General features: G+C 27.4%; 16 protein-coding genes. 1 reads left to right on the forward strand and 15 read right to left on the reverse strand.

Annotation, left to right across the window (positions count from 1 at the left end; all coding sequences use genetic code 11):
• Positions 1-222 precede the first annotated feature (222 nt).
• From P4S50_RS12480 to P4S50_RS12510, 7 genes are all read right to left on the reverse strand, one after another.
• The gene (locus tag P4S50_RS12480) at positions 223-1458 is read right to left on the reverse strand and encodes a competence/damage-inducible protein A (RefSeq protein ID WP_277731121.1); all 1236 of its coding nucleotides are present in this window, start codon (positions 1456-1458) and stop codon (positions 223-225) included.
• An 81-nt stretch (positions 1459-1539) separates the two neighbouring features.
• Positions 1540-2769: a BaiN/RdsA family NAD(P)/FAD-dependent oxidoreductase gene (locus P4S50_RS12485; RefSeq protein WP_331489597.1), complete on the reverse strand. Its 1230-nt coding sequence runs from the start codon at positions 2767-2769 to the stop codon at positions 1540-1542.
• Between the two features lie 96 nt (positions 2770-2865).
• Positions 2866-3630 (reverse strand): acyl-CoA dehydratase activase, encoded by a 765-nt coding sequence (locus P4S50_RS12490; RefSeq protein WP_277731122.1) that lies wholly within the window; start codon positions 3628-3630, stop codon positions 2866-2868.
• An 8-nt stretch (positions 3631-3638) separates the two neighbouring features.
• Positions 3639-3890: a putative Se/S carrier protein gene (locus P4S50_RS12495; protein WP_277731123.1), complete on the reverse strand. Its 252-nt coding sequence runs from the start codon at positions 3888-3890 to the stop codon at positions 3639-3641.
• The gene (locus tag P4S50_RS12500; protein ID WP_277731124.1) at positions 3887-5179 is read right to left on the reverse strand and encodes a double-cubane-cluster-containing anaerobic reductase; all 1293 of its coding nucleotides are present in this window, start codon (positions 5177-5179) and stop codon (positions 3887-3889) included. Before P4S50_RS12500 ends, P4S50_RS12495 begins: the two co-directional genes overlap by 4 nt.
• A 298-nt stretch (positions 5180-5477) precedes the next feature.
• Positions 5478-6005, reverse strand: a complete 528-nt coding sequence (hpt, locus tag P4S50_RS12505; RefSeq protein WP_277731125.1) for a hypoxanthine phosphoribosyltransferase — start codon at positions 6003-6005, stop codon at positions 5478-5480.
• Between the two features lie 355 nt (positions 6006-6360).
• Positions 6361-6699 carry a YkvA family protein gene (locus P4S50_RS12510; RefSeq protein WP_277731126.1) on the reverse strand — a complete coding sequence of 113 codons (339 nt, stop codon included), beginning with the start codon at positions 6697-6699 and terminating at the stop codon, positions 6361-6363.
• 176 nt (positions 6700-6875) lie between these two features.
• On the opposite strand from P4S50_RS12510, the gene P4S50_RS12515 reads away from it, so the two are divergent.
• Positions 6876-7502 carry an NUDIX hydrolase gene (locus tag P4S50_RS12515; protein ID WP_277731127.1) on the forward strand — a complete coding sequence of 209 codons (627 nt, stop codon included), beginning with the start codon at positions 6876-6878 and terminating at the stop codon, positions 7500-7502.
• Here P4S50_RS12515 and P4S50_RS12520 read toward each other — a convergent pair.
• From P4S50_RS12520 to P4S50_RS12555, 8 genes are all read right to left on the reverse strand, one after another.
• Positions 7480-8148 carry a PD-(D/E)XK nuclease family protein gene (locus P4S50_RS12520; RefSeq protein WP_277731129.1) on the reverse strand — a complete coding sequence of 223 codons (669 nt, stop codon included), beginning with the start codon at positions 8146-8148 and terminating at the stop codon, positions 7480-7482. The two genes, P4S50_RS12515 and P4S50_RS12520, sit on opposite strands and share 23 nt — an antisense overlap.
• Before the next feature lie 2 nt (positions 8149-8150).
• Positions 8151-10289 (reverse strand): ATP-dependent helicase, encoded by a 2139-nt coding sequence (locus P4S50_RS12525; protein ID WP_277731130.1) that lies wholly within the window; start codon positions 10287-10289, stop codon positions 8151-8153.
• 12 nt (positions 10290-10301) lie between these two features.
• Entirely contained in the window at positions 10302-12167 is a 1866-nt protein-coding gene (locus P4S50_RS12530; RefSeq protein ID WP_277731131.1) for a hypothetical protein, read from the reverse strand.
• A 410-nt stretch (positions 12168-12577) separates the two neighbouring features.
• Complete coding sequence (gene ptsP, locus P4S50_RS12535) at positions 12578-14284, reverse strand: phosphoenolpyruvate--protein phosphotransferase (protein WP_277731132.1); 1707 nt, start codon at positions 14282-14284, stop codon at positions 12578-12580.
• Positions 14285-14317: 33 nt separating this feature from the next.
• Entirely contained in the window at positions 14318-14578 is a 261-nt protein-coding gene (locus P4S50_RS12540) for an HPr family phosphocarrier protein (RefSeq protein ID WP_277731133.1), read from the reverse strand.
• 195 nt (positions 14579-14773) lie between these two features.
• The gene (locus P4S50_RS12545; protein ID WP_277731134.1) at positions 14774-15592 is read right to left on the reverse strand and encodes a PRD domain-containing protein; all 819 of its coding nucleotides are present in this window, start codon (positions 15590-15592) and stop codon (positions 14774-14776) included.
• A gap of 133 nt (positions 15593-15725) precedes the next feature.
• Positions 15726-16922: a patatin-like phospholipase family protein gene (locus P4S50_RS12550; protein ID WP_277731135.1), complete on the reverse strand. Its 1197-nt coding sequence runs from the start codon at positions 16920-16922 to the stop codon at positions 15726-15728.
• A 30-nt stretch (positions 16923-16952) separates the two neighbouring features.
• The gene (locus P4S50_RS12555; RefSeq protein WP_277731136.1) at positions 16953-18023 is read right to left on the reverse strand and encodes an HD-GYP domain-containing protein; all 1071 of its coding nucleotides are present in this window, start codon (positions 18021-18023) and stop codon (positions 16953-16955) included.
• Positions 18024-18126 lie beyond the last annotated feature (103 nt).

Consider the following 18126-nt stretch of genomic DNA (forward strand, 5'->3'; position numbering starts at 1 on the left):
TTTTTTATTTGTTGCTTGTTAGTATTTTGTGAAAAATTTAAAATTTCATGTATAGTATTTTTTGTAAAACTATACTTTTTATGGTTAATGTCGTTTTATCCGAAAGCTAAAAGTTCTACAACTCCACAATATTAAGACTGGAGATAAGAACTTAACAGCTTCTGGATTAGCTCAACTAAAAATTCAGTTGGATTAAAAACTCCATCTGAATTAAGTTTCGCTTTATATATTTAAACACTCTAATCTCAAGAAATTTAAAGCTGTAATAGCAGTTATATTTCGTATTCTATTTCTATCTCCTTTTAAATTCAATTGTTTAACTTTTGTAACTCCATTTATACAAATCCCTATATATACAAGTCCAACAGGTTTTTGCTCACTTCCGCCACCTGGGCCTGCTATTCCTGTTACAGAAATTCCTATATTAGATTTTGTGTTTTTCGCTACTCCCATAGCCATCTCAGTAGCTGTCTGTTCGCTTACAGCTCCATATTTTTCAAGTGTTTCCTTTTTTACTCCAAGTCTTTTCATCTTTGATTCGTTAGTATAAGTAACCATTCCTTCATTAAAAACAGAAGATATCCCAGGATAATTTATAAGCTTTGATGCTATAAGCCCTCCTGTACAAGATTCTGCAGTAGATATTGTAAGATTTTTATTTATAATCATCTTAGCAACTTCAAATTCAAGACAAGTATCATCTTCTCCATAAACAAATGGAGCCAGTCTTGAATAAATCTCATTTTTTAATGGTTCAATCAAGTCTTTAGCTTCCTTTTTAGATGAAGCTCTAGCTGTTATTCTAAGAGTTACCTCTGAGTTTTTTGCATAAGGAGCTATTGTTGGATTAGTCTGTCCTTCAATTAAATCCTGTATTTGATCCTCTACACTACTTTCTCCAATTCCACATATTCTTAAAGTTTTAGATTCAAAAATATCCTTTTGATATTTTTGAAGATATGGTTTTGCATAGTTTTTAAACATATGAATCATCTCTCTTGGAGGACCAGGAAATAACATAACCGTATTATTATCATCCTTGATTATACAGCCTGGTGCTGTTCCACAATCATTTTTTAATATAATACTATCTTTAGGAAAACAAGCCTGTTTCTCATTCGATTTAACCATATTTTTGTTTTGAGATTTAAAATACTCTTTTATATAGTTCATAGACTCTTCATTTACTTCAAGCTTTTGATTAAAAAATTCAGCACACACTTCCTTTGTCAAATCATCCTTAGTAGGTCCTAAGCCTCCAGTTGTAATAACTAAGTCTGCTCTTGAAAAAGCTATTTTAAGAGCCTCCTTTAATCTATCTGGATTATCCCCCACAACAGTTTGATAATAAATACAAATACCTAAATCAGCTAGTTCTTTAGCTAAAAATTGTGCATTAGTATTAACTATATCTCCTAATAATATTTCTGTTCCAACACATAATATCTCTGCTTTCATAATAAATCCCCCCTTAACTCATATATACATTTGGATTAAAAACTTCATCTGAATTAAACTTAACTTTATATTATACGGTTTTTAACAATTCATACCAGCAAGGTATCCTGTAGAAAAAGCTATTTGCAAATTAAACCCTCCTGTATAAGCATCCACATCAATAACTTCACCTGCAAAATACAATCCTTCAATTAATTTAGACTCCATAGTACTTGGATTAATTTCATTTATTTTTACTCCTCCAGATGTAACTATAGCATCCTTTATAGGTCTATATTTTTTTATATTTAAAGTCATATTTTTTAAAGAGTAAATCAGTTTTTTGCGCTCTTCTTTTGATATTTGATTTACTATTTTTTTAGGATCTATCTCTGTTAACTCTACTATCGTAGGTATCATCTTTTGAGGAAGTAAACCTTTTAAAGCTTCTTCAAAATCTTTGGTTGAATACTTATCAAAATCTCTTTGTATTCTATTATCAAGCTTTTCATTAGATAAAGCTGGTTTTAAATCTATTATAACTCTGTAATCATTCTTATCCATATCTTTTATATAACAACTTGCAGACAATATAACAGGACCTGATATTCCATAACTATTAAAATTAAGTTCTCCAAAATCATCATATACCTTTTTGTTGTTTTTATTCAAGACCTTTATAGATATATTTCTAAGAGTTAATCCTTGTAAATTTTTTACCCATTTTTCCTTAGTTTCAAGTGGAACTAAAGATGGCTTTATTTTATTTATATTATGTCCATTTTGTCTTGCAAATTTATATCCATCTCCAGTTGACCCTGTTTGAGGATAAGATGCACCTCCTGTTGCAATTATTACACTGTCACACGTTATACTTTTTCCATTCTTTAACACTATATTTTTTACACATCCATCATTTGATTCTACTTTATCAACCTCTCCTTTTAAAACCTTTACATTATTTTGTTTCATATACTTTTTAAGAGCTTCAACTACATCAGACGATCTATCTGAAACAGGAAATACCCTATTTCCTCTCTCAACCTTAGTTTTAACCCCTAATTTATTAAATAGCTCTATAACGTCCATATTAGTAAAAGTATAAAAAGCACTATATAAAAATTTTCCATTTACAGGAACATTTTCAATCAACTCTTCAACATCACAATCATTAGTTATATTACATCTTCCTTTTCCTGTTATCAAAAGTTTCTTTCCCACCATACTATTTTTCTCAATCAAAGTAACATCTAGACCTCTACCTCCAGCAATAGAAGCTGCAATCATTCCAGCTGCTCCTCCACCAATTACTACTACTTTTTTATCTATCAATTAAAACTCCTCCTCAATTAACTCATCTAGTTATTATACTTTAAAATAATACCCGAAAAACAAAATAAGGACAAGATTAAATCTTATCCTTATTTATTACCCTAAAAGAGCAGCTCCAATTGCACCTGTAAATTGAGCGCGATCATCAGTATTTATTTTTTTATTTAGTCTTTTTTGAAGTGCATCTTTTAAGTATTTATTAGTACACAATCCACCTGAAAAAAATACTTCTTCATTTAAGTTAATTTTTGAGGTAAGAGAACTCACTTTATCTACTATAGAATGAACAAGTCCAGATGCTATATCTTCCTTTTTAGCTCCCTTAGATTTTAAACTTATAATTTCAGATTCAGCAAATACAGTACACATACTATTTATTTTCACAGGAGTACCGTTATAAGCCATATCAGACAACTCTTCTACATCTATATCCATAGCATTACATATAACCTCTAAAAACCTACCAGTACCTGCTGCACACTTATCATTCATTATAAAATTTAAAACTCTTCCATCATCATCAAGCTCAATTGCCTTGCTATCTTGCCCTCCTATGTCTATTATTGCACTAGTTTTTTCATTTAAAAATTTAGCTCCCTTAGCGTGGCATGTAATTTCAGTTATTTTCTTATCAACAAAATCTAGTGCAACTCTTCCATATCCAGTTGCTACAATACTTTTTATGTCTTTTTTATTCAAATCATTATTATAGAGCATATCATCAACTAAACTCTCACAAGTTTCCTTTGGATTCCATCCACTTGGACATACTCTATATTCAACAATCTTTTTATCTTTCATAAGAACTATCTTAGTAGCAACTGAGCCAATATCTATTCCTATTGTATACAATTTAAGCACTCCTTAAATTACCATAATTTTTCACATGTATTTACTTCTTTATTTACTTTGTATAAACCTTCATTCTTTAATTTATTTTTATTCACCAAATTATGTACACAAGATAATACTTCTTCTTTTAACATTATAGACATTCCACAACATTTGCTTATAATTCTAGGCGTTGGTACTATTGTGTATTTTATTTTGTCTTTTCTTAGAACTTTTTCAAAACAAAATCCATCATTATAAGATTCAAATAAAATATAATACTTTATCAAGCCATAACACCTTTCTTTTCTCTAACCATTTCAACTAGAGCTTCCACTCTTGTTTTTATCTGACCTGTATCTTCTTCACTATAATCAGTTTCTATCATGATAACAGGTATTCCTTTTTCTTTTAATGCTTTTTCTATATTCTTATATTCAATTGCATACGTAGAACAGAATTGTAAAGAATTATATACAACCGCATCCACTTTATATTCATCTACATATCTTAATACATCCTCTACTCTTCCTTCATTAGGTGTAAAACATGCACAGTTTATTCCAAGATATCTATTAGCTAAATTTTCAAATTGTTCATCCATATTTTCTGCATCTTCACTAACTTGATTTTCAAAATATCTAGTTCCAGTACAAGTTTCCTCACAAACTACTACAGCATCACTTGTCTCTACTATGTGATGTATCTTCCAATTAGGGATTGACATAGGAGTTCCTGTAATCATAATTCTTGGGGTATCCTTATCAAATACTCCTTCATCTTTTTTTACTCTTTCTTCTAATTCATCACATAAATTATTAGTCTGTTCTATAAATCTATCTATATCATCATAAAAAGCAATTTGAGATACTAAAAGTGCATCTTTTCCACTTATAGGAACTGGATCACATTTTCTAAGGTCATATAATCTCTTTAAAACTTTTCTCTTTTTATTTACAAGTTCTGTTTTCTCTTTTAAATTTTCAAAACTAAGTTTATTTCCTGTTTTCTCTTCCAAAACATCTTTATATGTATTCATTTCATCTATCCAATGAAGTTTATCTTTTTCTCTTTTCATCTGTGGTAAATCCATTACATGTACATCCATATGTTCACCTAATATCTCCCACGCCTTCTTCTTTCCATCACATGTAGTTTCTCCAACTACCATATCACATGATTGGAAATACGGACATGTTCTACTTAGCTTAGCTCCAATTGAAGCTTTAATAAGAGGACATGTATTTCTTGGCATCACTTTTTCGCCATCAGGAACCCAAAATTGAGATCCAGAACATATACCTACAGGTACACAATTAAGAGCCAGTGTTATCTCATCTGGAACAAATACACAAAATGATCCAACAACTTTTTTATCTTCTTTTTTTGAATCTTGAAGCTCTTTTATTCTAAGTCCATGAACTTCAGATATTACAAAGTTATAATAATTCATATTTTCTGGTCTATTCTCTTGCGAAAGATATATATTTTCATAAAACATTGGAAGAACTTCACAAAGTCCATCGTGCTTTTCAATATCAACATCTAATTCTTGCCACATTTTTGTATAATCCGCCATATTATCTCCTCCAAAATAAGATTTATAATCACTTTCCTTAATATAGTACCTTATTTTGTAATAAAAACCATTAAATATAAAATTTATCAATATGCAAATTTTTATCATAGAAAAAATTTATAAAAATCTTTATCTGAAGATTTTAAGTACACGACTTCTTTACTTTTATAATCGTAACATTTAATCAACAATTAAAAATGGTGCCCATTGAAATGCTAACTACTTTTAGTTAGTATTTCAATGGGCACCATTTTCCCTCAACCACTAATATACTTCATTTGATATATAAATCTAGTTATTAATCTTGTTTTTCAACAATGCCTATGTAAGGTACATTTCTAAATTTCTCTCCACAATCTATTCCATATCCCACGATGAACTTATCAGGTATTTTGAATCCTACATAATCAACTGGTATATCACACTTTCTTCTTTCAGGTTTATCAAGTAGCGTACATATTTTTAATGATTTTGGATTCCTAGCCATTAAATTTTCACGTAAGTAACTAAGAGTAAGACCTGTATCTATTATATCTTCTACTATAATTACGTTTTTACCTTCTATATCACTATCTAAATCTTTTAATATTCTTACAACACCCGAGCTTTGAGTAGACATTCCATAACTTGATACAGCCATAAAGTCTAAGCATATATCCAAATCTATTTTTCTTATAATATCTGATATAAATACGCAAGCACCTTTTAATATTCCAACGAATACAACTTCCTCGCCTTTATATTCTTTTTCTATAGTTTTAGCAAGTTCATAAACCTTTTTTGATATTTCTTCTTCACTTATAAGAACGTCCGTAATTTTATACACTTTTATCACTCCCGTTTGTTTATTCTATCAAATTATATCATACTTTCGATATAATGTGAATATTTTTAGATTTATGTTTTTAAATATTCGTGTTTAATTTCAATTTATTAATTTCCTTCACTTATTAATGTTATCCATAATTTCAAGGTATTATCCATTGCAAATTTAGTTCTCTTGTCAATGTTATCTACAAGTCGAAAATCCTAGAATTTCCTTAAGCATAAAAAAGTTCTTCTTTAGAAGAATCTTAAATGTAAACTTTTTTGAAACTCATAACGAAAATTATACTTATTCACCACTTAAAGAGGAATATAATTTCCTATTCGTTATAAAAAAATAAAAGCTAAGTATGTCCTTAGCTTTTATCTTCTATATCGTACTCTATATTCTCTATAATATTACTGTATTCACTGTTACTTCTACATTTTATATTTTTTGACTTCAATTCATATTCATCTAATTCCCTGTTTATTTCCGTAAGCAAGTAAAGAATTACTACTCCATCATCAATAATACCAAGACCTAATATAACCTCTGGAATTAAATCTAGTGGAGATATAAAATATATAAAACCAAATAGCAATAGCATAATAACCTTTACTTTTTTAAACTTAGACACACAGCTATCCTTTAAAAATTCAGACACAAGTCCTATTCTTTTAAAAAACGACAAAGCATACTTAAATTTTTTCATAATATATCATCCTTTTACATATTTATTTGTATATATTTTTCCACAACTCATTAACACTATATATTAAATATATATTATAATTATAATATATATTCATAGATAAAGCTAAACTTAATTCAGATAGCGTTCTAGAAATTTTAGCCTTCGCACAAAATAAATATTTAAAGGAGATTTTTATGATACAGAAGATTACTAGTAGTTTTAACAAATTTAAACCTCAATTAAATGGCTATACAAATTTAGTAAAAGCATCCGTTTTAATTCCTTTAATTGAAAAAAATTCAGATATTTTTCTTTTATTTGAAGTTCGATCAAAGAATTTAAATACCAGTCCTTCAGAAATTTCATTCCCAGGCGGAAAATTCGATGAATGCGACATAACTCTAAGACAAACAGCTATACGAGAAACATGTGAAGAACTAGGATTAAATGAAGACAATATATCTATAACAACCCCGTTGAATGTGCTTCTAACTCCATTTAATATGATCATCCACCCATTTCTAGGTACAATAAACGATTATAATGCTATTAGCATAAATGAAGATGAGGTAGATCACATATTTTTAGTTCCTTTAAGTTTTTTTATAAATACAAAACCTAAGTCTTATAAACACAAGATAAAAATACACCCTTGTAATGACTTTCCCTATAGCTTGATACCAAACGGTCAAAACTATAAATTTAAAGACGGTATATATGACACATTGATATATGAATATAAAAACTATGTAATATGGGGTATAACAGCTAGAATAATAAAAGATTTTGTAGATACACTTAAAGACAATCGATACTTATAAACTGTTTATTACAAATAGAGTTAAATTGGCAAAAAGAACAATGTTTACCTATTTTCTGCTTAAAATCTCTTTCATTTTTTATACCAACTATTTTGTCTTTAAGTTCCATTTTATTGTATTTATGATCATTATCGCTATAATCTATTTTTACATAATTATCAAACCTTGGATTATAATATATAAGACTTATATCATTAGGACTTATATTGAATTTTTCAGCTACATTATGTAAGTATATTTTAGTTTGATACGATTTTTCCATCTTAGATCTATTAAACTTACTTTTATTAGTTTTCCAATCGTATATAATTATTTTTTCTTTTTCTATTTTTATAAGATCTACTTTTGCTATTAATGACATTTCTTCATCTTTGTATTTTATATTATACTCAGGGTACATATTTTTTTCTCTTTTTAAGAACTTTTTCAAATTATTAAGTAGCATATAATCTGGTCTTCCTTGTTCTAACTGTTCATCTATTCCTATGTAATACCTTTGTGCCAATAGATGAAACTCACTACCAAAGTTTTGATCATCCTTGCTCCACTTTATATTATCAATATATATTTTCTTAAATTTAAGCCTACACGTATCATAGGTATCTATACTAGATTGGCTGAATTGTATATTTTTGAAATCACTCATGATTACTTACTCCCTTCTACAAATTCTTGTGTTACGTTAAAGTATATAGAATGATTAGATTCTTTCCCATTTGTATATACATATAACCTTTCCTTAGCCCTAGTAAAAGCTACATACACAAGCTTTAATGTTTCAGATAGTATATCACCTTTCATCTTTCTAGTTATATTTTGAATTTCTTTATTTTCTATTAAATAATCTATTTCAGCTTTATATAAAGTCTCTATATTTTTATATTCTGATTTTAAATAATACAACTCTCCTATAAACTTATCATTGAACTTTCCAGGATACTCCGATATTGTCATATGAGGTATAATTACAATATCCCATTCAAGTCCTTTAGCCTTATGACAAGTGGTTATAGTAACACTTCCTTTTTGAGGCTCATATCCTTGTTCTTCAAATACCATAGATGCAAAATAATTAAATGAATTTTTATTCTTTAAAAGTTCATAAGCTAAATTCTCCAATGTAAAGTTACTGTTTTCAAAAAACATTTTATTACATATACTCGATATATAATCTAGTATTGCAAGTTCTTGCAAGTTAAATTTAAATTCTTCCCCTATTTGAACTAAAAATTTATCTATCTTTTGTCTTGAATATTCAAATAAATTTCTAAGATTGTTAAGTACCTCATTTAACTCTTCTCCTATATCCAATTTTTTAATACCTTTGTTTGCAATAGGAAAAAATATATCCTCTATATCGTATTTATCAAATTCATTTTTTTGAATTTCACTAAGTTCTTCATCATAAACCATATCTATTACCTTAAATAAATTATCTTTATCTGGGTTTGCTATAAATCTTACTATCTTTCCTATCTTCTCAATTACAAGAGCTGCCTCTCCTCTATACTTATCTATAACTTGATAAGGTATATCTTCTTTTTCAAATAAATTAATATACCTATCTATCTTATAATTGTATCTAAGAAGCAATGCTATTGTTTTATCTGGATATTTCTTTACAATATTTTTTATATTACAAACTACATCTTTCATCTCTATATCTTCATTTTGGCAAGTTCTTGTATATATACCTATATCCTCTACAACAGGATTTTGGAATGGGTCATCCTCATCAACAGGCTTTATATACTGGTTTACTAAAACTTCATCTTTGTTTAGCTCCATTCCATTTTCATTACTCCACTTTACTAAGTGGTTTGCAAGATTTAATATATTCTTTGTATTTCTACTAGATACTGGTATAACTATTTTATCTACATCTTCTCTTTCACAAAATCTTCTAAAAAGTCTATGATCAGAATTTGTAAAAGTTGACATGATAGCTTGATTAGGATCTCCAACTCTAACTAAGTTTTTGTGATTTTTAGATAATAGAGCAAGTATTTTCTCTTGAGCAGGAGATGAATCCTGTGCCTCGTCTTCAAATATATATGTATATCTTTGTTGAAATTTATTTAATATATCTTCTTTATTCTCAAGTAACTTTAGAGCCCTTATTATTATATCGTCATAATCTAATTTTCCTTTTTTTATAAGATCTTTTTCATACAATATATATATATTAACTATTATCTTTAAAAGATCATCCATTTTAGGGTTATTTCTTAATATATCCTGGGCTTCATTGTAAGTTATTCCTTTTGACTTTAGATAACTTATTATATTCTTGGCTACTGCTATAAATTTATCGTTCCATTTTTTTTCAATCTTTTGTATATACTCTTGAGAGCTATTATTTCTTATATTTAAGTATTTAGAATATATATGTTTATAATTTTTATAGAATTCAAATGAATGTTTTCTAATTATCTCATTAGCTTCAATATCATCTATAACTTCAAAATCATCATCAAAACCTGCATCCTTTGGACTTTCTCTTATGACAGAATTAGCTAGAGAATGAAGTGTTTTGCATTCCCACCCTTTGTTACTATCAAGTCCTCTGTCTTCTAATAAGTTCTTCAACTTGGTTTTAAAGTTTGATACAGCACTATTAGTGAAAGTAACTATAAGAATCTTCCCATCTTTATTTAAACCCTGTTCTATAAGTTCTGCTGTCTTTGATGTTATAACTGTAGTTTTCCCAGCACCCGGAACAGATGGTACCGCAAGTGTACCTCCTTTATACTGCATTACTTGTATTTGACCTTCTCTCCACTTCATAACATATCTCCTTTAAGTATCTATCTTGCTTATATATTTACTCAGTTCACCCTTTTGCTCATATCCATTAGAGTTAAATTCACTACTATATATATATACTTTATCTGAAGCTTTTCTAAGTAAACTCTCTACTACACTTTTAGTCTGCTTATATCTATACAATTCATCATTGTCAAAATTCCATTTTTCACCTTTATTTTCTCTTAAAAATATAAATGGATTGTAATATTTTTTTATACCTATTTGATGCCATACATCTGAGCTTGAGTCTGTCCATATCTGTATTTTACTACTTTTAGAGCTTAATAAATATGAATAGGATGACCAAACCTTTATTCCATTTAGCTGTGTATCAGCTTTCATATCAGAAACCCTTATACCCTTTAAAATCATATCTATAAATAATTTATTTTTATTATCTTTAAACTTTTCGTTCTCATTTGCATAATCTATAAATGATTTGGCTAGATTTATCAAATAATTACACGTACTTAAATTTTCAGCACTTACATCTAGAGGTAATAATATATCTAAAAACATTTTTTTCAAGAATTTGTCCATATCAAGTTCACTGTTTGTATTTTCATATATCCAATTTCTTAAAATCTTATATTTATTTATATATTCTTCATCTATATCAATAGATGTTAACTCTTCAATTTCTGGAAGTTCATAAGGTTCTTTTTGAGTTATCTTATCAGTTATATACCTAGACCTTATCATATCTGCACCTAGTACAAAGGATATCATCTTACATATCGAATCTTTATTAGGACTCATTTTCCAAGAACTGTTCACTAAAAGCGTTATAGTAACCAAACTATTTATATATGGATTGTCAGTAAGAGATCCACTTCTAGTCATAATATTTATATTAACATCATTTTTCTCCATCTCTTTTTTTATTCTATTCTCAAATATAGAATCTACAAATGGTCCTATTATATCAATATCCTCTTCTTTATATCCACTTTTTAATAAATTCTGGATTTCTTCAGATATTTTAAGTATCATCTCACTTCTCATAGTACTGTTTTTAAATTCTACATTTTTTATATTTATAAAATCCGATGTTCCCATATCTATTTTTTCACATTTAGGTAGTATTAGCTGCTTAAAAGACTCCTCATCAGCTCCTAGTATCTTCGTTATAGCTCCATCTGAGTTATACGCTATATGAGTTTCATTTACTATATTCATAACCTTATTTATGAACTTAAGTTCAAGAAATGACTTTTCCTGAATATCATCAACAATAAAGCAATCTATATTATTTTTTATATAATTTTCATATAAAGGATCATCTATTATATATTTATTGAAAAGATATGATGCTAAACTAAAATTCAAAACACCTTCGCTTATATTTTTTCTAACAAATACATTTATTATATTCTTCATAGAAGATATATTCTCTTTGGCGAATATATCTTCTATATCCAAAAAGTTAATTAAGTACTTATCTACATCATCAAATTCAATACAATTTAAAGATATTTTAGATATATTATTAAGTATATCTGATGACAAAACTGAGTTAGGTATATTTACATCTAAAAACCTTCCCCCTTCTCTATACTTGTCCACAAGCTTATTTAAAAGGTATTCACTTATCTCCATATCTAGAAATTTAGGAGCAGTCTTTTTTATTTTTATATTTTTTTGTACTAGAGGCCAAAATAGTACTATGTGATTTCTAATTATTTTATAAAATGTACTAGTATCTATACCGTCCCAAAACTTTTTTTGAGATTTAGAGTTTATAAATATAATTATTCTATTTTCATCTACGTTATTTTTTATAAATTCTTTATATATACTTACTAATTTGGTCGTTTTCCCAGTATTAGACGACCCAGTGTATACATATTTACCCATCAAAACACCACCACATTTTTTATTTAAATTCTCACCCTATATTATATCATAACCAAAATATACAAATTTTTGTCAAAAGCCGTTATTTTAAAGGCATGTTAATATCTATATTAATGATAAAGAACTACATTAAAAATTAAGCTCATTTAAATGTTAACTACTTTTGGTTAACATTTTACTATAAAACTTATATTATGCTGTTAAAATATTCGTTAAGAAAGTTCTTTGTTTGAACAGAGTGAGTTTAGAACTTTTAGGATATTTTATAAAGCAGAATCTTTAGTTTTATTAAAACGTTGACTAAGTAGTGGTATTTTAATGAGTTTAATTTTTTGCTTAAGCACTCATTTTTAATTATTAATTTAAAATATAAAAAACCTTATGCTAGTAAGCATAAGGTTTTTTATTATTTAAGCAAAATTATTTTGCATATATTCTTCTATTTCTTTAGCAGTACCCATAGATACTACCTTTTCAGCTACTGGCTTCATATCTTCATACTTTAATGAAGTTATAAGTTTTCTAGCTGGAAGTATAGATATTGGACTCATACTAAATTCATCAAGTCCCATTCCAAGAAGTATTGGAATCATCCTCTTATCTCCTGCAGCTTCTCCACACATTCCTACCCATTTTCCTTCTTTATGACCATTGTCTATAACCATCTTGATAAGTCTTAAAACAGCAGGATTAAATTGGTTATATAGATTGTGTATTTTTTCATTCATTCTATCTACTGCAGTAGTATATTGAATTAAGTCGTTAGTTCCTATACTGAAGAAATCAACATGCTTCGCAAGAATATCTGATATTAATGCAGCAGATGGAACTTCTATCATCATACCAACTTCTATATTTTTGCTATAATCTATTCCTTCTTTATCTAAGTCAGATTTAACACTTTCAAGTATTTCTTTTGCTGAAAGTAATTCTTCAAGACTTGATATCATAGGGAACATAATTCTTAAATTCCCATGTACACTAGCTCTTAAAAGAGCTCTTAATTGAGTCTTGAATATATCTTGTCTATCAAGACATAATCTTATAGCTCTATATCCTAAGAAAGGATTCATTTCTTTATCCATTTCAAGATAAGAAAGCTCTTTATCTCCACCTATATCAAGAGTTCTTATAACTATAGGCTTTGGATTCATACTTTCAAGAACAGCTTTATAAGATTCATATTGCTCCTCTTCTGTTGGAAACTCTGACCTATTCATGTATAAAAACTCAGTTCTGTAAAGTCCAACACCTTCTGCATCGTTATTTATAAGGCCTTGTACATCATTTGGAGTTCCGATGTTACCCGCTAATTCTACATGTCTTCCGTCTAGTGTTTTACTTTCTTGTCCTTTTAAAGACTCTAGTTCTTTCTTTTCTTTCTCAAACTTTTCTTTTAAATCCTTATATTCATTTATAGTATTTTCATCTGGATTTATTATAACTTCACCTGTTTCTCCGTTAAATATTACATAATCCCCATCTTTAACAGTTTCAGTTATATTTTTAAGTCCTACAACTGCTGGTGTTTCTAATGTTCTAGCCATTATAGCTGTATGAGATGTTCTTCCACCTATATCAGTTAAAAATCCTAAAACCTTTTTCTTATTCATAGTTGCAGTATCCGATGGAGTTAAATCATGTGCTATTAACACAACTTCATCTTCAAGAGTTGATAAATCTACAAATTTTATATCTAGTATATGTCTTAAAACTCTATTACCTACATCCTTTATATCAGCTGCTCTTTCTTTCATATATTCATTATCCATAGACTCAAACATAGAAACGAACATATTCTTAACTTCATTAAATGCATAATCAGCATTAATTTTTTCATCTTTTATTTTGTTTAAAGTAGAATCTACAAGTTCTGGGTCTTGAAGAACTAGTAAATGAGCTTCAAATATTTCAGCTTTTTCTGCTCCTAATTCCACTAAAGCCTTTTCCTTAACCTTAGTCAATTCTTCTTTTGATTTATTTATTGCATCAGTTAGTTTTTTCTGTTCTAATTCTATGTTATCTATAGTTTTCTTTTCTATAACTATTTCATTATGTTCTAGTACTAACGCTTTCCCCAAAGCGATACCCGGCGATGCATTCGTTCCTTTAATCATTATGATCTCTCCTTCATACACAGGTATTGATTATTACTCTCCGAATCCACTTTCAATAAGCTTTGCAACTTCATTTGCAGCTTGATCTTCATCTGATCCATCTGTTATAACTGTTATTTCACTTCCCTTTGAAGCTCCTAAACTCATTATTCCCATTATAGATTTTGCATTTACTTTTTTTCCATTAAAATCTATTTCAACCTTAGATTCAAATTCAGAAGCTTTTTTAACAAGTAATGCTGCTGGTCTAGCATGTATTCCGCTTTCATTCTTTATAGTTACTTTTTTTTCCATTTTCAATTCACCTCATCGATTTATTTTGTACTTTTTTGTTTTTGGATATTTTTATATAATATAAAAAGACATTAACAAATGCTTACGAATATTTTTAACAAAAAAGCACGTCAATATCCAAAAAAACGTACAATTATCCATAAAACACTTTGGTTAATGCCTGCATGATCAGTAACACACCGATAGTCTTTTTAATTATAAACTATTGAGTTTGTATATATGTAGAGCAATATAGCCTACTTCATCCTTAGAAACTTCTTTTCTCAATTCATTTTGAATTATTTTAGAAATATCATATGCTATCTTATATTCAAAGAAAAATTCTTTTTTTATCATTTCTAAAGAATTGTTTACTACAGTTTTTTCACTGTTTACTCTCTCAAGTAAAGCAACTAAATGATATACAAATCTATTATATATCATCAAATCTTTTCTTATATTGATCTTTAATTTTTTTTCAACATATTCAACTATCATATTAACTAATTTTGTATTTTTTAAAGCCATACTTTTGCTAGCATTGCTTCTTCCTCCATGTATATGAAAAGCTATAAAACCTATTTCTGCATCAGGTATTTCTATATCTAATTTTTCTTTAAGCATAATTACAGCTTTGCTAGCTATATCATATTCTTTAGGATACATTAATTTTGTCTCTAGTAAGAAAGGATTTACTATCTCAATTCCTTCTTTTAATCTTTTTATAGCAAAATTAATATGATCTATAAGTCCAACATGAATATATGGATTTAAGTCTTCTTCAAGTTCATTTGAAGCCATATCTATTATTTGTTCAACGATCTCTAATATGTCTTTATCTACATTGTATATTAGATTTTTATCGTCGTCACTAAGTGCTACAAATTTATTTTCTACATTATCCAATTTCTCTAAAACCATACCCTTTTTTTTAGAAAAACCTATTCCTTTTCCTAATAAAATATAGTCTTTATCATCTTCACTTACAAAAACAGCGTTGTTACTCAATACTTTTTTCACAAAATATTTACCCATCTGTATCCTCCATGAAAAATATTATGAATTTTTCAATTCTATTTTATAAAATATTATTTTCTTTGTCAATATAATATCTTCTATTTTCTGACTTTTTAAACTTTGACATATATTGTGATATTTTGATAAAGCTCTACTTAACTCTATCCTGTATATCCATTATAATTTCTTTAGTAATATTATTTATTAAGTTTTCTTTTTTTATTAATATTCTATTTAAAATATCTTTACATTCATATTCTTCAAAATTATAATTTCTATTTATCCTCCAAAATATTTCTTTAAAGTTATATACTTTTAAACGCTCAAATTCCAACTGATTCATCCTTATTTCATATATACTTATCAGTAAATCTTTATAAGAAAATGTTTTCCCAAGATCTAGTAATTCTCCTAATTTAGGAACTACTTTTTCCAATAACAATCTTAACGAAATTTCTCCTTTAATTTTTAATTTATCTGCAATTTTACCTATTGTTTTATTATTCATATTTTTGATTAAATCAAAATAAAACTCATCACAAGTTTCATCTATTTTAAAATAATATCGATTCCCATATAATTTATTCAAGCTCTTTAATGCATCATGATAACCGAGTTGAATATTTTTTTCACTCCTATTTTTGTTAAAATCAAGAGTAGGACCAAGATGTTCAGACGGATTTATATATAGTATTTTCATTCCCTTTGTATCTACTCTTTTAGTTCTTCCAATTCCATAAAGTCTTATTACTATTAATTCATCATATCCTTTATCCTTTAAAAGACTAATAGGCAGATTATCATAAAATCCTCCGTCTAAATATAATTTGCCATTTATTTTTTCCAATTTAAATATAGGTAGACTTGAGCTTGCTATTAAATAGTCTACTAGCATATTTTGAGGTATATCATCAAGAAATAACCTTTGTGGTTTTAATGAATTGATAGAGACTGTTACTATTCCAAAATCCTTTTTTGAATTTCTTATTTTATTTTCATCAATATGTTGTTTTAGCATATCCTTTAAAGGTGATATATCTAATCCTTTATTATTTAAAGTATTAGATAGAATTTTTATTATCATATTAAAATTTTTTATATTTATATCTATATCTTTTATTTTTTCAAATATTTCATTTTCTATGTTTATTACCTTTTGAGGTGTTATATTAGTCCATATCTCATGAGCCTTTTCATATTCATCCTGAACAATCAAAGCTCCATTAAGTGCTCCAACAGAAGTCCCTGCTATTCCATCAAAATCTATACCAATTTCCTTTAATGCCTTATATGCTCCAATTTGATAGGATCCTTTAGATCCTCCTCCTTCTAATATCAAGCCTCTCATAACATCACCTATCCAAGTTTATATTCAAAATTATATAAATTCTTTTATATATAATTTTGAATTTTGATTGCTACTTAAATCTACTATTTCACCAGTGTTTTCTATTTCAACCAAAGGTCTACATATATTTTGAGATGGTATAAATATTATCTTAGCATTTATTCCATTATTCAAGATAACTTTACTTCCTAAATATTCTCCAGCTATCTTTTTTAAGAATAAATACAAAATTTTAGTATCTAATTTAGATAAAAACTGTTCTTCAAGTATTTTTATAGACTCAAAAGGAGTGTTTCTATCTCTATAAGGTCTTTTAGACGTCAGAGCACTATACACATCAGCTATTGCTATTATTTTAGCATATACTGATATCTCTTCTCCTTTTTTCCCTCTAGGATATCCACTTCCATCTATTTTTTCATGATGTTCAAGTACAGCCCTTTTGATTTTATTATTTATTCCACAAGCATCTTTAACCATATTATATCCTAAAATACAGTGTTTTTTTATTTCTTCATATTCTTCTTTTGTTAAAGTTTGTGATTTTCCTATTATATCTTTTGATACTTTAACTTTTCCTAAATCACTTAATATAGCAGCCAGAGTCAGTTCTTTTAATTCATCTTCACTTAAATTCATCCATTTTCCTATTTGATAACTTATCAACGCAACAGTCATAGAATGCATATATATATAATCATCCATATCCTTTATTTTATTTATCAATTTAAATAAATTAAGGTTTCCATTGCATGAATTAATTGCATTTTCTATTGTTTTTTCAAAATCATCTTTTTTTATCTCTTGGCCTGCTTCTATACAATAAAAATCCTTTTTCAATCCATCAAGTAAATTATTCATATCTTTTCTAAAATCATAAACTTCAAAATATTCTTTTGTGTAAATATCATCTATTCCTTCTTCAATGATAACCTTTAAGTTATGTATATTATGACTAAAAAGCATATTTTTTATTTTTTCCATCTCATTAAATTCAAATCCTTCTGATAATAAGCATATTCCGTTTTTATTTATAATATCTTGTGCAAGAATCATACCCATTTTTAATTTATCTATACCTATAACAAGTTCTCTTTTCATAGTCTCCCCCTATTTTTTACTGTTTTGTTATATTATGATAAAGCTAAAGTTATAGTTTCATTATACTATAAAAAAGTCTTTACTTTACAAATTTTAGTTGTAA

Source organism: Tepidibacter hydrothermalis (assembly GCF_029542625.1).
In the GTDB taxonomy this organism is placed as follows: domain Bacteria; phylum Bacillota; class Clostridia; order Peptostreptococcales; family Peptostreptococcaceae; genus Tepidibacter_A; species Tepidibacter_A hydrothermalis.

Excerpts from the sequence above, each read along its gene's own strand:
- P4S50_RS12555 (WP_277731136.1), bottom strand. The coding sequence starts at position 18,023 with ATGAAAAGAGAACTTGTTATAGGTATAGATAAATTAAAAATGGGTATG.
- P4S50_RS12520 (WP_277731129.1), bottom strand. The coding sequence starts at position 8,148 with ATGAGTGATTTCAAAAATATACAATTCAGCCAATCTAGTATAGATACC.
- P4S50_RS12500 (WP_277731124.1), bottom strand. The coding sequence starts at position 5,179 with ATGGCGGATTATACAAAAATGTGGCAAGAATTAGATGTTGATATTGAA.
- P4S50_RS12545 (WP_277731134.1), bottom strand. The coding sequence starts at position 15,592 with ATGGGTAAATATTTTGTGAAAAAAGTATTGAGTAACAACGCTGTTTTT.
- P4S50_RS12550 (WP_277731135.1), bottom strand. The coding sequence starts at position 16,922 with ATGAGAGGCTTGATATTAGAAGGAGGAGGATCTAAAGGATCCTATCAA.
- ptsP (WP_277731132.1), bottom strand. The coding sequence starts at position 14,284 with ATGATTAAAGGAACGAATGCATCGCCGGGTATCGCTTTGGGGAAAGCG.
- P4S50_RS12480 (WP_277731121.1), bottom strand. The coding sequence starts at position 1,458 with ATGAAAGCAGAGATATTATGTGTTGGAACAGAAATATTATTAGGAGAT.
- P4S50_RS12540 (WP_277731133.1), bottom strand. The coding sequence starts at position 14,578 with ATGGAAAAAAAAGTAACTATAAAGAATGAAAGCGGAATACATGCTAGA.
- P4S50_RS12525 (WP_277731130.1), bottom strand. The coding sequence starts at position 10,289 with ATGAAGTGGAGAGAAGGTCAAATACAAGTAATGCAGTATAAAGGAGGT.
- P4S50_RS12530 (WP_277731131.1), bottom strand. The coding sequence starts at position 12,167 with ATGGGTAAATATGTATACACTGGGTCGTCTAATACTGGGAAAACGACC.
- P4S50_RS12510 (WP_277731126.1), bottom strand. The coding sequence starts at position 6,699 with ATGAAAAAATTTAAGTATGCTTTGTCGTTTTTTAAAAGAATAGGACTT.
- P4S50_RS12515 (WP_277731127.1), top strand. The coding sequence starts at position 6,876 with ATGATACAGAAGATTACTAGTAGTTTTAACAAATTTAAACCTCAATTA.